The sequence below is a fragment of the Mycobacterium pseudokansasii genome, assembly GCF_900566075.1.
In the GTDB taxonomy this organism is placed as follows: domain Bacteria; phylum Actinomycetota; class Actinomycetes; order Mycobacteriales; family Mycobacteriaceae; genus Mycobacterium; species Mycobacterium pseudokansasii.
In genome coordinates this window covers 3,174,128-3,188,369 of the sequence record NZ_UPHU01000001.1, presented here as the reverse complement: position 1 = coordinate 3,188,369, position 14,242 = coordinate 3,174,128, and the positions used below count along the sequence as shown (strand labels likewise).

Below are 14,242 nucleotides of genomic sequence, written 5' to 3'. Positions count from 1 at the left end.
TTCAGCAGCCGCCTGAACACCTCGACCGTGAGGAGCATCTACCTTGGGCCCGAAGCCGTTTACGCCCTCCATCGACTGGTCTAGGGCAACCGTGGATTCGTTGTATTGGGTCGGCAAAGCCTGGGCGATCAGCGCTGTCTGCGTCCTGGTCGTGCTGGTGTTGCTGCGGTTTCTGACGCCCTGGGGGCGGCAGTACTGGCGGATCACCCGTGAGTACTTTGTCGGGCCCAAGAGCATTCCGGTGTGGCTGATGCTGGGTGTGCTGTTGTTTTCGGTCGTGTTGGCGGTGCGGCTGAATGTGCTGTTCAGCTACCAGGGCAACGACATGTACACGGCTCTGCAGAAAGCGTTCCAAGGGGCCGCCGCCGGTGATGAGGTGGTGAAACGCTCAGGCGTACATGGGTTTTGGATGTCGATCGGGGTTTTCAGCATCATGGCCGTGATACACGTGGTCCGGGTGATGGCCGACATCTATCTGACGCAGCGTTTCATCATCGCCTGGCGGGTGTGGCTGACCGACCACCTCACCAGAGACTGGCTCGACGGCAGGGCGTACTACCGGGATCTGTTTATCGACGAGACGATCGACAACCCGGACCAGCGCATCCAGCAAGACATCGACATCTTCACCGCCGGAGTGGGCGGCACCCCAAATGCACCCTCCAACGGCACCGGCAGCACGCTGCTTTTCGGGGCCGTGCAATCGATTATCTCGGTGATTTCCTTCACCGCGATTTTGTGGAACCTCTCCGGAACCCTGAACCTCTGGGGTGTCTCGTTCCCACGGGCGATGTTCTGGACCGTGCTGGTTTATGTGCTGGTTGCCACGGTCATTTCCTTCGTCATCGGACGTCCGCTGATCTGGCTCAGCTTCCGCAACGAAAAGCTCAATGCCGCTTTCCGGTACGCGCTGGTGCGGCTGCGAGATGCCGCCGAAGCCGTGGGGTTCTACCGCGGTGAGCGGGTTGAGGGCGCGCAATTACAGCAACGGTTCAGGCCGGTGATCGACAACTACCGTCGGTACGTTCGCCGCAGCATCGCCTTCAACGGATGGAACCTGTCGGTGAGTCAGACGATTGTTCCGCTGCCGTGGGTGATTCAGGCGCCTCGATTGTTCGCCGGACAAATCGAATTCGGCGACGTGAGCCAGACGGCCACCGCGTTCGGCAATATTCACGACTCGTTGTCGTTCTTTCGAAACAATTACGACGCCTTCGCGTCCTTCCGCGCGGCGATCATCCGTTTGTACGGGCTGGTTGACGCCAACGAGAAGGGTCGCGCGCTGCCTGCGGTGCTGACCCGGCCGAGTGACGACGAGTCCGTTGAGCTCAACGAGATCGAAGTTCGCACCCCCGCCGGCGATCGGCTGATCGATCCGCTCGACGTGCGGCTGGACCGCGGCGATTCGCTGGTGATTACCGGCCGTTCCGGGTCCGGCAAGACCTCGTTGCTGCGCAGCCTGGCAGAACTATGGCCCTTCGCGTCGGGAACGCTGCGCCGTCCGGACGGCGACAACGAAACGATGTTCTTGTCGCAGCTGCCGTATGTGCCGTTGGGCACCCTGCGGGACGTGGTGTGCTATCCCAATCCACCGTTCGTCATCCCAGACAACGTTGTGCGCGACACGCTGACCAAGGTGGCCCTCGCGCCGCTGTGCGACCGACTCGACGAAGAACGAGACTGGGCCAAGGTGCTCTCCCCCGGCGAACAACAACGCGTTGCCTTCGCCCGTATTTTGCTCACCAAACCCAAAGCCGTGTTCCTCGACGAAAGCACATCAGCGCTCGACACGGGCCTGGAATTCGCGCTGTACGAACTGCTGCGCAACGAGCTGCCGGATTGCATCATCGTCAGTGTCAGCCACCGGCCCGCGCTGGAGCGCCTGCACGACCAACAGCTCGAATTGCTGGGCGGCGGGCCATGGCGGCTGAGCCCGGTAACGAAGGAGCCGGTGCGGGTCTAGCGTGAATCCCGCGCCGATACTCGCCCACATGGCGACAGGACCGCTTGGGTGCCGCTCGCGAAATGCGTTGCGCCGGCTGGTGAAAGCGGTGACACGGCCTAGCGCGCCGTGCCCTGGGCGCAGCCTCGGCGCGCTGGCGACCGATCGCGATAGTCAGATCTGACTATCCGGGGGCCGATGCAAATGCGTCGTTGTGGTCATGACCCGAGGCCCCCGGGCCCGTAGCGTCGCGGCATCAGGCCTGGTAACTCAAGAGGAACAGGGGGATGGCGATCAGCCCTACGGCAGCGACCGTCGGATGACGCACCGGCGCAAGTGGTCACCGTCTGCGGGCCCGGCCGTAGCGGCCCGGTGTGGCAATTCGGGGACGCCCTCAACCTGGTGCAGGTGAACAGCACTGGCGGGCACCGACAGGCGCGCCGCGGCGGCGCGACACCGGACCGGCGGTCTCGACGTCGCCGGCCCTCGGTCAGCTCGTTGTCGTCATTGCTGGCAACGCGGGGTTGGGGAATACGAACGGCTGCGTCGGTGCCGGCGGCACCGGCGGACTGTTGGGCCTGAACGGGCTAAACGGGTTGCTGTAGCCGGGCCGCGTGCGCTCCGGCGCCCACACTCAACGCGCCTGCACGCCCCCGGCCCGCCGGGCCGCGTGCGCTCCGGCGCCCACACTCAACGCGCCTGCACGCCCCCGGCCCGCCGGGCCGCGTGCGCTCCGGCGCCCACACTCAACGCGCCTGCACGCCCCCGGCCCGCCGGGCCGCGTGCGCTCCGGCGCGGCGGCCGAAGAACGAGCCCTCGCCCAGCTGTGTGCCACTGGCGTAGCCCTTGCCATCCTGGGCGATGTTGGATGCACACGCTCCGGCCGCGTACAACCCGGGTATCACCGAGCCGTCTTGGCGCAGCACCTCGCCGTCCACCGACGTGGCCAGCCCACCGAGGGTGAAGCCGGCATACATCGCCTTACCCAGTGACATGTCGAACGCGCCCCACGGCCCTTTGTCTTGTGGCGCAAGGAATTCCGGCTGCTTGTGAAAGTCGGGATCTTCGCCGCGCGCGGCGTAGGTGTTGTAGCGGTCCAGGGTCGCCGCCAGGTTGCCTCGCGGAATGCCCAGCGCAGCTTCCATCTCGGCAACCGTTTCCCAGCCGTCGATCAACGGGACCAACGGCATCGTGGGACGTTCCAGGTGCGCCTCGTCGACGATCAGATACGCGGCGCTGTCCGGCTGGTCCATGATGAACCCCGCGGTCCGGGAGTGGTAGGAATCCTCGGCGACGAACCGCTGCCCGAGTTTGTTGACGATCACGCCGGTGAGCAGTATTGACGGCGGGTATGGCGGAGCCGTGATGAAAATCTGGTCCATGTGCTCGGTGGCACCGCCGGCCGAAACGCCCATCCGGATGCCCAGGCCGTCGTCATAGGTGTTGCCCAGCACGAACGGTTTCTCGGCCAGTTTCGGGGTGTACTTGGCCACCATGTCCGGGTTCATCACGAATCCCCCGGCGGCGATGATCACCGATTTGGCTTTGACCACCCCCATTTCGGAGAATCGCTTCCACATCACTCCGGTCACTGCCCCCAAGCCGTCCACAATGAGCTCGGTGGCTCCGGTCTCGTACCGGATTTGCACGCCCAAACTCGCCGCTCGCTTGAGTAGTAGATCGATCACGATGCTGGCGCCGCCGGTGTCGCCAGGCACAGGCACCTTATGGCCACGCGGTGCCGGCACCGCCATCTCGAAGAAGGGCCAGACCTTTTCGTTGCCGGTGAACATCAGCCCCTCGGTGTTGGGCTGGATCACCGCCTTGCCGGGAAAGTAGCTGCGCTCGAACTGAAAGCCCAGGTCTTCCAGCCAGTTGAAATGCTCCACACTGCCGTCGCAGTAAGCCCGGATCTTGGCGTGATCGGGCTGCCGCGACACCGCAACCAGGTACTTGTACATCTCGTCCGGCGAATCAAGATGTCCGGTCGCCTGCTGGACCGCGGTCCCGCCGCCCAGGTAGAAATGCCCGCCGGCAAGTGACGTGGTGCCGCCCGCCGCGGCGGCCCGCTCGAGCACCAGCACCCGCGCACCGGCCGCAGCCGCCGTCACCGCCGCACAGCCGCCGGCAATGCCGAAGCCGATCACCGCCACATCGACGTCGTCCGACCATGACGCCACCGAGTCCGCACTGACAGTCGCTGGTAGGTCGGTGCTCACCGTTGCTCCCGTTTGATGTAGTCGTAGAACGCCCTGATCTCCGGCGAGAAATACGCGATCTCCACAAACGGCACCCCGGCCCGCGGTGCCGCCAGGTAGGCGAACTGAATCCCGCCGGGCATCACGCCCCGCTGGACCACAGTGGCACCGTTCTCGGCCGCCTCAGCAAGTGCAGCCTCTAGCTGTTCCGGGCTCTCGGCTTCCATGCAGATGTGGTGCAGACCGGGACCGGAGTCACGCAGAAAATCACTATAGATATTCTCCCCGCGGACCGGGGAGATGAGTTCTAACTGCATGTCGCCCAGGTAGCTCAGCGAGATGCTCGCGACGAAGTCGGCGGGTTTGCCGTAGTAGCTGCACGCATCGGGAGCAAAGTGCACGTCGGGTATTCGTACCCACTTCCGGACACCCAATAGGCCCGTGAGCGCTGTTTCCGTGGCATCCAGGTCCGTGGTCACCCATGCGATCTGCGTCGGCGACGGAACGGGAAAGTTCATCGTCTCGCAGGATAGCTCAGCCTGGTGACACCAGAAAGAGCCCGCAGGAACTTTGCCGTCATCACCGGCAGCTGGCCCGAATGTGGCGGATGAACACGTTCTAATTCTTGGGGATTACCGCATCCTCAGTGCTCAGCCAAGACGTCGACCAACAGCCGTATCTGACTGTCGAAGACCTGACGCGGCTCGGTCACCGTGTCGGCACCGTACTGTCCGAACACTTCCAGGCTGATCGCACCCACCACACCAGACCACAGCAAGAAGCACTTGGCGACCAGTCGGTCATCGCCGGGAAAGTCGAATTCCCGGCGAAGCCGCTCGAAATCCGATGACATCGGCTGGGAGGCAACGTTATTCGTCAAGATGATGTCGCCGGTGGCAATCGCGGCTGCAATCGCGTCGAAGAACGCTCGGACGACGCGGGTGCCGACGCCGACGGTACGTTCCGGTGGCGCGTGATACCCGGGGACGGGGCTGCCGTACAGCAGCGCCCACTGCGCCGGGTGCGCGACGGCCCAGCTGCGGACGGCATGGGCGATGGCGATGACGTCGTCGCTCCATGAGTCGAGGCCGGCCTCGGCGCGAGCGCGGTCCACGGTGTCGGCCAGATCGGAGTATGCGTCGACAAGCAGCAACGTCAGGAGCTCGTCGCGGCTGGATACGTACCGATATACCGCTGACGAGACCATGCCCAGGTCGCGGGCGATCGCACGTAGCGATAGCCCGGCTGCGCCGTGATCCACCAGGTGGCGGCGGCCCAGCTCGACGATCTTGGCCTCGATCTGTTCCCTGGCCTCCTGGCGTTTGCCCACGCCGCAATTCTGACATGACCGAGATCACCGCTCTTGCTTTTGCTTCTGGGTTATGGCAGCGTAGCCAGTATCGAGAGCAGTGCTCTCGCAAGATTGCACACGGCTTGAGAGGCTCGAAAGGGACCGCCATGACCACCCGCTACCAAGCGCCCACTCCAACCGCTCGTGCCGCGAACACCGCTGTCCGTTGGCCGGCAGAACTCGGAATCAGCATCGCCGGCACCCAGGTGCTGCGCGTCCGGGGCCGCAAGACGGGCAAATTACGACCCGTGGTGGTCAACCTGCTGACCGTCGACGGCATGGACTACGTGGTGTCACCCCGCGGTGACACGCAATGGGCGCGCAATGTCAGAGCGGCAGGTGTCATCGACATGGGTCCGCGTTGGCGCGGCGAACGCGCGGTGATCAGCGAGGTGGCCGACGATGCCAAACCGGAAGTCCTGAGACGCTATCTGGCCAAGTGGTATTGGCAGGTCAAAGGGGATGCCGGAGGGTTGACTCCACAGTCCGGCGATGACGAGTTGCGCGCCGCGGCACCGTCGATCCCGGTGTTCGCCCTGGGCAAGGCCGGTTGCTAGCTGGCGGCGGGGACACCGAGGTCCTGGCGGAGCTGATCAGAGGCCGCTTGCCAGGAGACGGCGGCGGGATATTGCCCCCAAACGCTGTTGAAGATCCCGATCAGCTGTCCGGGCCCGTTGCCGATCAAATACACCGGTCCACCTGAATCGCCCTTCTGGCTGGCGACGCCGCCGGTCATGGTGAACCACCCGTTGTTGACACTGTCGACGGTTCCGCAGGTTTCCCCGGTGCTGATGCCGAAATGGCAAACCGCTTGGCCCGGTTGGGCGACCACGCCGGGCCGCGACGTCAACTGCCGTCCGCCCGGCAGGACATCGCTCACCCGGACGCCGTCGACCAGTGCAATCGCCTCGTAGTCATCGATCGACTGGTCGGTGGCCACAGTGGAACCGCTTGGGGTGTTGTCACGGAACGCCCGCAGGTGCCCGATGACGTTGTTGTCACGGTCGCTGACTGCTCCCTCGCCCCGGCAGTGACCCGCGCTGAAAGCCATGCGCAGCTTGGCGTCGACATACGCCAAAGTGCAGATGTGGATATCCTGGTGGATTTCCATGCCCGGGAACACCAGCGGCGGCTCCGCATCGGCGGTCGGACCCAGCTCGCACGCCAGCGCCGCGACAGTAGCCGATACTGCGAATGCGCGCAGAGCCAGGCGGCGCACCATGGACTCCATCCTTTCAGGGCCGGCATGCCGACCGGAATCTGAAATTACGGCGTACCCGACGGATTATTTTTCGTTATCGCCGTCGCCCGCGTTACCTTGCCGGGCGAGGCGCCGCTACCGCGACGAGGCGACAGCCACGGCGCCGTCGGCTGCGGTGGCAGCCATGCGCGGCTGCCAGCCCGGAGGGCCGAAGACGTAGCCGAGCCGATCACGCAGCCGCGTCGCTGATCGGCAGTCGCGCGCAATCGCGAGGTATTCGTAGGTCTGCAGTTTCCAGATGTTGAACGTGTTTAACTGCTTGGTCAGGCCGTAACGGGGCCGGAATACCTCGGCCTGGAAACTGCCGAACAGCCGATCCCAGATGATCAGGATGCCCCCGTAGTTCTTGTCCAGGTAGATCTGGTCCATCCCGTGGTGCACCCGGTGGTGCGACGGCGTGTTGAAAATGAACTCGAACCATCGCGGCAGCTTGTTGATCCGTTCGGTGTGCACCCAGAACTGGTAGATCAAGCTCACCGAGAAGGCGAAGAACACCATCCAGGGTGGTACACCTAAGAGCGGCAACGGCACCCACATGAGGATCTCGCCGCTGTTGTTCCACTTCTGGCGGAGCGCAGTGGCAAAGTTGAAGTATTCGCTGGAGTGGTGGGCTTGGTGGGTAGCCCAGATCAACCGGACTCGGTGGGCGATCCGGTGATAAGTGTAATAGAGCAGGTCAACGCCCACGATGGCAATCACCCAGGTGTACAACTGGCCCGCCGAAAGGTGCCACGGGGCAACATAGGCGTAGATTGCCGCGTAGCCCAGCAACGCTATGCCCTTCCACGCCGCCGTGGTGGCAATCGAAACCAGGCCCATCGAGATGCTTGTCAAGGAATCACGGGTGAGGTAGGCGCCGCTGGCCGGCCTGGGCCTTTCGCTGACGGCCGCCTCGATTCGTTCCAGTTTGCGGGCGGCTGTCCATTCGAGGGTCAAAAGGAAGAGAAAAAAAGGAATGGCGAACAACGCCGGGTCCCGCAACTCCGCGGGCAGCACGGACCAAAAGCCCGTCAAAGCACTCACGTTAGACAGACTACTGATCGTCCGGTCGGTGGCCCAAGGGTCGCTGGGCCCGCGGGCGGGAATGGATTCGGCTCGAGCTAGCCGATCGCCTTCGAGATCGCATCACGGGCGCGGTCGAGCAGCGACGCGAATGGTCCAACGGCAAAGTTCAACATTGCCGACTCCACGCCGGGGTGCGGCCTCGTCGGTGCGAGGGCCTCGGCCCTTTTCAATGCTCGACAGCAGCTTCTTGGCATCGTGCTCTTCTCGTAGTCGCGCATCCGCGATCTCATCACCGGCAGCCACCTCCCGACGGACGCGCGGATGAATGAGCATCTCCTCAGCGGTCTCGTGCACGGCCAAGAGTTGGCGCAAGTCGTGAAAGGCGGTCTCGCGCGCTTTGTGGTCCGACGCGTGCAGCACGTCGTCGAACATGTCGTTGATCAGATCGTGCTGAGCTTTGAGAAACTTGACCACTTCTTGTGGCGTCTCGACAAGCATTTCGGCCATGCGGGGCCACCTCCGGTGTGATGGGATTCGCGCTGTGGGCTGTGCGCGCATCTACTGGGCCGAATACCCGCAGCGAGAACGGCCGAAACGGTCGAGCGCTCGATCCTGATCAACGGAGGTTACCCGGGTGGATGCTCTCGACCGGCCGCTAAGCCAATGCGACGTTGGCCCGGATGCCTCAGGCGCTGACCGATTGACCCGCGTATTGGTGATCGGCTCCGGGTTCGCGGGGCTGTGGGCGGCACTGGGCGCTGCCCGACGACTCGATCAGCTCGCCGTCCCGGCGGGGACGGTGGAGATCACGGTGTTGAGCGACAAACCGTTCCACGACATCAGAGTGCGCAACTATGAAGCCGACCTGCGTGCCTGCCGCATCCCACTGGCCGACCTGCTTGATCCGGCCGGGGTTGTGCATGTCACCGCGAACGTGACCGGAATCGACGCGCCCGCACGCGAGGTCACGACGTCGAGTGGCCAGACCTGCCGCTACGACCGGTTGGTGCTCGCAGCGGGTAGTCGGCTGGTCAAGCCCGACGTACCGGGCCTGCGTGAGTTCGGATTCGATGTCGATACCTACGACGGCGCAATGCGGCTGCAGTGCCACCTCAAAAAGCTCGCCAACGGCCCTGCGACGGGCGCGGCGGCGACCGTGGTGGTAGTCGGCGCGGGACTGACCGGTATCGAGACAGCCTGTGAGATGCCGAGCCGGCTGAGGGCGTTGTTCGTCGGAAGTTCGGTGGCCCCCCGGGTGGTGCTGGTTGACCATAACCCGTTCGTCGGCTCCGATATGGGCGGCTCAGCGCGGCCGGTGATCGAGCAAGCCCTGGCGGACAACCGTGTTGAAACCAGGACCGCAGTGAGCGTGGCCGCAATCAGTGCGGCCGGCATATCACTGTCGTCGGGTGAGCACCTGGCCGCGGCCACCGTCGTGTGGTGCGCCGGCATGCGGGCCAATTCGCTTACCGGACAGCTACCGGCGACCCGCGATCGACTTGGTCGCGTGGGAGTCGACGACTATCTGCGAGTGGTGGGCGTACCGGCCGTATTCGCTGCCGGCGATGTAGCCGTTGCCGCGGTGGATGACGAGCACATGTCGGTGATGTCGTGTCAGCACGGACGGCCGATGGGCCGCTACGCCGGCTACAACGTGATCAGCGACCTGTTCGGCGAGCCGCTGTTGGCATTTCGAATCCCTTGGTATGTAACGGTTCTCGATTTAGGGCCGGCGGGCGCCGTGTACACCGAAGGGTGGGATCGCGAAGTGGTGTCGCGTGGTGCCGAGGCCAAGGCGACCAAACAGACGATCAACACCCGGCGCATCTACCCGCCGCTGACCCGCGACCGCGCCGACCTGTTGGCCGCCGCCGCGCCAGAATTGCAGGCCCAGCCCTGAGCGGTCCCCGCGTGGACGTCAGATCAGTCCGACGGCGACATCGGCAACATTGGATTGGTTTGTTCACCGGCATACCAGTGCACCGCGAAAATGCCCGGTTGCAAGGACAGTTCGGCCACCAACCGCTCCAGCTTGGCCGGTGTGTGGCCGTCCATCAACAGGTGAGCGGTCAAAGCGATGTTGTCGTCGGTGGCTGTGCCGGTGTGGATGCCACGCAGCGTGATGTCGTTTCGAGCCGTGTGTTGCACGATCTGAGCGCGCACATATTTCGCGGACTTGGGGCGGCAGAGCACCTGCAGCTGGTAGGGCCGCAGGCCTTCGTCTTCTTCGACGGTGTTGTCGTGATCGATCAGCCGCCCCAGCGGGCGGCCGAAAAGATGGATGGTGACGACGGTGGCGGTGGCGATCAACGCGAACACCAGGTGTCCGGAGGCGGCGAGCACACCGACTGCAGCCGAGCACCACAGGGTGGCAGCGGTGTTGAGGCCGCGTACGTTGAACCCCTCCCGCAGAATTACCCCGCCACCGAGAAACCCGATGCCCGACACCACATACGACGCGACCCGGGTTGGACTGCTGTCCTCGGTGGCGGCCGCATACAACACGAAAAGGGTCGCTCCGGTGGCCACCAGAGCATTGGTACGCAGCCCGGCCATGCGCGCCCGCCACTGCCGCTCGAGGCCGATCAGGGCCCCGCAGCCGACGCCGACGGCGAGCCGGAGCGTGAATTCGGCGATGCTGAGGTTCTGCACGGCACTGCGTTCCCTTCTGTCCCAGTGCGAGGGCGACGGCAGCTAAGCATATGACGGTTAACGACGGGTGGCGAGCTGGCGAACCGGTTGCATTGCGGCGCTGACCAACACGCGAAACATGCTGAACCTCAAGCGATTTGATCACGCGCAAGACCGCGTAACGGTCAGGCCACTTCGAGTTGCCGGAGTGGCATGGCCTGTGGCGGCCGGCCCCGCCGGCTCCTCGCCCAACCCTGGGTGTATCAGACGTGGCTCAGGTGTTGGGGGCAGTAGTATTTCGCGGAAATCACCGCGAACTGCGATGCAGCTTCCATATTGAATCCGGGATTGCGGACCTTCACTTCGTGGACCACTTCCAGTCCCGCTTCGCCGTTATCCAGGTATCCGCATACCGCCTGCGCGGATCCGATGGCTGCCGCCGGGCTGGGATAGGTGATGCCGGCTTGTTGCAGCGCAGCGAGGAAGCCCGCGTCGTCGGCGCCGCTCGGTTCCTGCGGATCGGCATGCGCAGGCGCCGCGACGCCGATCACGGCCGCCAGGGCCAGTAGCGCTAGCAGCTTTTTCATGGTTTACATTCCTCCGTCCCCGGCAGTCTTGCGGTTGCCCGGTCCTTAATTCGACTCCCGAACTGCCCTGTCCGGCAACGTTTCAACTCCGCCCCTTCGTGGCCCTGCCACCACGGCTGTCGAGCCACCGGGCCGCAACCGCGGCCAGTGCTGCAACCGCGGCGCGCTGCAGAATCGCCAATGCCGTTGCAGCGGTTGGCATCACGGTTGATCAAATGCATAGCTCTTGCCATGTGTCAGCCCAACTGTGAATCCGAGGGAACCACTTTGGGTTTGTCGCCTTTGGACAGGTGCACGGCGTGGATGCCCGGCTTCTTCGCCAGTTGCTCGAGCAGGCTGTCAAGGCCTTCGGGGTCGACGCTGTGATGCTGGACGCTTTCGGGCTTCTCCGATATCTGCGCGACCAGCCGCTGGAGTTTGTCCGGCGACGTGGCGTCCTTGAGGTCTTTGAGCGGGGTGATACGGCCGCGGACGCCGACGCCACTGACGGCGCTGGGAGCACCGGCACCGAGGGCGCTTCCGAGCATGCCCGCCAGCGCCGTCGAACTGAGTAGCCCTCCCTCGCCGAGGGCAGCTGCCGGCACGGCCTCCGGCCCGGCGGCCGATAATGCGGCGGCCACGGTCCTGATGGCGGGCGTGGCTGTCGCCCAGCTGGGTGGAACGCTCAAGGACCCGACGAGGGTGCCGCGCCCCCAATGCGCCGTCACGTCGCCCGATGTTGCGCCGGTCAGCCAGCCTCGGCCCCAGTGGGGCGCCAGCCCCAGCCCAGCGCCCAGCCCCTCTTTCGAGAGCGCGCCGAGTCCACCAGCCGCCGAGTGCGGGGCGAACTTCAGGAATTGCGATGCGGGGAAGTTGACCAGCAGCCCGATGCAGTTGAACGGCGTGGTAAAGCCCACGGGACCCCTCACAGCGAGGAACAGCCGCACATAATCCGCCGCTGCAGTCGGCCCGAAGATGCCGTTCACCAGGTCGTTCATGGCCTTTGTGTAGGCGGTGCTGAGGTCGGCACCCAGTTGCAGCAACCACGAAATCGGATCGGCCGAGGCCAGGACCGACTGCGCAGCGGTGCCGGCCGAGGTTCCGGCGGCTTGGCCCGCCGCAGCGGCTTGGCCCGCCAGTCCTGTCGCGTTGACGACTTGCGGCGGCTCGGTGAACGGTGTCAGCTGGCCGGCAGCCGCCGAGGAGCCGGCGTAGCCGTCCATCGCGACGGCGTCTTGGACCCACATCTGGCCGTATTGCGCCTCGGTGGCAGCGATCGCCGGGGTGTTCTGGCCGAAGATGTTGGTCGCCACCAGCGACGCCAGTTGACTGCGGTTGGCCGCGATCTCCACCGGCGGCACATGTGCTGCGAACGCCGTTTCGTAGGCGCCGGCCGCCGCGGCGGCCTGGGTGGCCGCGTGCGCGGCCTGGGCGGCGGTGCCTTGCAGCCAAGTCACATACGGCGCGGCCGCGGCCGCCATGGCCACCGCCGACGGACCGACCCACGGCCCGCTGGTCAGGCTGTCGATGACCGACGAGCACGCGGCAGCGGTGGATTGTAATTCGGCGGCCAGCGCGTCCCAGGCCGCCGCGGCGGCACGCATCGGGCCCGATCCGGGACCGGTGTACATGCGGCCCGAATTGATCTCCGGTGGAAGTGCTGCGTAGAACACGTCTCTACCCCTTACCTGGCCGGGTGCTTTGTGTGGCCCGAGTTGGGCTATGGCCCGTCGTAACGCCGATCATCACCGTCACCGCCGTCATTCGTCGAGCGCCGGGATCACGATGATGGTGGCGGTGGCGGGATCTGCCCCGGCGACAACGCCGCCCAATGAACTTGCCGTACCACTGCCTGCGGAGCCGAACGTGGTGGCAGCCAGGGCGCGGCCGGCCAGGCTCGACAGGGCCATCTGGCCGAATACCCCGGCCTCGCCGGAAAACGCCGCGGCCGGGGCGGCGGCCAAGTTGCTGGGCAGCAGCGAGGAGACCAGTCGCATCGCGGGGGCGGCTTGCGTCCAACCCTGTGGCACCGACATGCTGCCCACCAGGGCCGCCCGCCCCATCGCTCCGGTGACCGGCCCACCACCACCCGCGCTGCTGGACGTCAGGTTTGCGCCCAGCGAATCAGCGATCGGGGCCAGGGCCCCGGTGATGGGCTTGGAAGGGGCGAAAAAGGCCTGCAAACCCTGGCCATTCTGGGCGTAGGCGTAGACCTGTCCGAAGGACAGGAACGGGCCGCCCGGAATGGCGGCGAGCCCCTGCAGCGAATAAGGCCCGTTCAGGGTCGCCATGATGATGTTCCAGTTTTCGATATCGGTCACCAACCATGGCGGCAACGCCGGGAATAAGGATCCCGGTAAGGACGGCGCCGCCGTCGGTAACGACGTGGTCGAGGCCAGGCTTTGCAGCGCGTTGGGCACCGCGGCGATCAGCTGGGAAAGCTGTGTCGTGATGTCCGAGGCCGCAGCGGTGCCGGTTGCCGGTGCCACCGCGGCGGATTGGGCCGCCGCCGCGGACGGGTTTGTGGTCTGTGGCGGCTCGGTAAACGGCGTCAGCTGAGCGGCCGTGGCGGAGGAGCTGGCGTAGGCATACATCGCGGCCGCGTCTTGGGCCCACATTTCCAGGTACTCGGCCTCGGTGGCCGCGATCGCCGGTGTGTTCTGCCCGAAAATGTTGGTGGCGATCAACGTCATCAGCAGCGCTCGGTTGGCCGCGATCACCGGCGGCGGCACCGTCGCGGCAAAGGCCGTCTCGTAGGCGGCTGCAGCGACCGCCGCCTGGGCGGCAGCTTGCTCTGCTTGTGCCCCCGTGGTGTTGATCCACGCCAGATACGGCGCAGCCGCGGCCGCCATCGCGATCGACGACGGCCCCGTCCACGGTCCTACGGTCAGACTCTCGACGATCGACCGATACGAGGCGGCCACGGACTGTAACTCAGCAGCCAACTCATCCCATGCCGCGGCCGCTGCCAACATCGGACCAGCGCCCGCCCCGACGTACATCCGCCCCGAGTTGATCTCCGGCGGAAGCGCCCCAAAATCCGTCATTTGCTGCCTCCGGTCCTTCGCTGACCGCCATAGTAATCACGGCCGTGTAGTTCCGTACGTGGTTAGGTCAGCTCTTACGGAACTCATTCTTCATCCCGCCGACCGCTCCGTGATTGATTCCGCCTGCTTGACGTCTATCCAGGCTCTCCCGCTACGAATCATCTGCTCGTCGAGATGCGCCACCGGCGCGATTGTGACTGCCCCCTAGCCGACCATCTCCGTTATGCTGCCGAATAATTAT

The 14,242-nt window shown here is 65.1% G+C and carries 12 protein-coding genes and 1 pseudogene; 3 read left to right on the top strand and 10 right to left on the bottom strand.

Translation table 11 applies throughout. From position 1 onward, the window contains the following. Positions 1-43: 43 nt before the first annotated feature. Entirely contained in the window at positions 44-1,963 is a 1,920-nt protein-coding gene (bacA, locus tag EET10_RS14430) for a vitamin B12 ABC transporter pemease/ATP-binding protein BacA (RefSeq protein ID WP_036403097.1), read from the top strand. 725 nt (positions 1,964-2,688) lie between these two features. On the opposite strand, the gene EET10_RS14425 is transcribed toward bacA, so the two are convergent. The 3 genes from EET10_RS14425 to EET10_RS14415 all read right to left on the bottom strand — a co-directional run bounded on the left by EET10_RS14425 (position 2,689) and on the right by EET10_RS14415 (position 5,470). Beyond that, the gene (locus EET10_RS14425; RefSeq protein WP_063467855.1) at positions 2,689-4,161 is read right to left on the bottom strand and encodes an FAD-binding protein; all 1,473 of its coding nucleotides are present in this window, start codon (positions 4,159-4,161) and stop codon (positions 2,689-2,691) included. Further along, the gene (locus EET10_RS14420) at positions 4,158-4,658 is read right to left on the bottom strand and encodes a VOC family protein (RefSeq protein ID WP_036403100.1); all 501 of its coding nucleotides are present in this window, start codon (positions 4,656-4,658) and stop codon (positions 4,158-4,160) included. Before EET10_RS14420 ends, EET10_RS14425 begins: the two co-directional genes overlap by 4 nt. A gap of 125 nt (positions 4,659-4,783) precedes the next feature. Further along, a complete protein-coding gene (locus EET10_RS14415) occupies positions 4,784-5,470 on the bottom strand; it encodes a TetR/AcrR family transcriptional regulator (protein WP_036403102.1) in 687 nt (228 codons plus the stop codon). 128 nt (positions 5,471-5,598) lie between these two features. On the opposite strand from EET10_RS14415, the gene EET10_RS14410 reads away from it, so the two are divergent. Next, the gene (locus EET10_RS14410; RefSeq protein WP_036403104.1) at positions 5,599-6,048 is read left to right on the top strand and encodes a nitroreductase/quinone reductase family protein; all 450 of its coding nucleotides are present in this window, start codon (positions 5,599-5,601) and stop codon (positions 6,046-6,048) included. Here EET10_RS14410 and EET10_RS14405 read toward each other — a convergent pair. The 3 genes and pseudogenes from EET10_RS14405 to EET10_RS14395 all read right to left on the bottom strand — a co-directional run bounded on the left by EET10_RS14405 (position 6,045) and on the right by EET10_RS14395 (position 8,264). Continuing rightward, on the bottom strand, positions 6,045-6,713 hold the full coding sequence (locus EET10_RS14405; protein ID WP_036403439.1) for an Rv1815 family serine proteinase: 669 nt from the start codon (positions 6,711-6,713) through the stop codon (positions 6,045-6,047). The genes EET10_RS14410 and EET10_RS14405 overlap by 4 nt on opposite strands. Before the next feature lie 114 nt (positions 6,714-6,827). After that, a complete protein-coding gene (locus tag EET10_RS14400; protein WP_218028466.1) occupies positions 6,828-7,775 on the bottom strand; it encodes a sterol desaturase family protein in 948 nt (315 codons plus the stop codon). Between the two features lie 77 nt (positions 7,776-7,852). Further along, positions 7,853-8,264 (bottom strand): annotated as a pseudogene (locus EET10_RS14395) (hemerythrin domain-containing protein). Positions 8,265-8,457: 193 nt separating this feature from the next. Between EET10_RS14395 and EET10_RS14390 the strand changes: the two are divergent. Then, entirely contained in the window at positions 8,458-9,657 is a 1,200-nt protein-coding gene (locus EET10_RS14390) for an NAD(P)/FAD-dependent oxidoreductase (RefSeq protein WP_063467852.1), read from the top strand. A 23-nt stretch (positions 9,658-9,680) separates the two neighbouring features. Here EET10_RS14390 and EET10_RS14385 read toward each other — a convergent pair whose 3' ends face one another. The 4 genes from EET10_RS14385 to EET10_RS14370 all read right to left on the bottom strand — a co-directional run bounded on the left by EET10_RS14385 (position 9,681) and on the right by EET10_RS14370 (position 14,001). Beyond that, positions 9,681-10,409 carry an MgtC/SapB family protein gene (locus tag EET10_RS14385; RefSeq protein WP_036403108.1) on the bottom strand — a complete coding sequence of 243 codons (729 nt, stop codon included), beginning with the start codon at positions 10,407-10,409 and terminating at the stop codon, positions 9,681-9,683. 242 nt (positions 10,410-10,651) lie between these two features. Beyond that, a complete protein-coding gene (locus tag EET10_RS14380; protein WP_036403112.1) occupies positions 10,652-10,975 on the bottom strand; it encodes a DUF732 domain-containing protein in 324 nt (107 codons plus the stop codon). Positions 10,976-11,211: 236 nt separating this feature from the next. Continuing rightward, a complete protein-coding gene (locus tag EET10_RS14375) occupies positions 11,212-12,627 on the bottom strand; it encodes a PPE family protein (protein WP_036403115.1) in 1,416 nt (471 codons plus the stop codon). 87 nt (positions 12,628-12,714) lie between these two features. Beyond that, positions 12,715-14,001 (bottom strand): PPE family protein, encoded by a 1,287-nt coding sequence (locus tag EET10_RS14370; RefSeq protein WP_122502244.1) that lies wholly within the window; start codon positions 13,999-14,001, stop codon positions 12,715-12,717. Between the last annotated feature and the right edge of the window lie 241 nt (positions 14,002-14,242).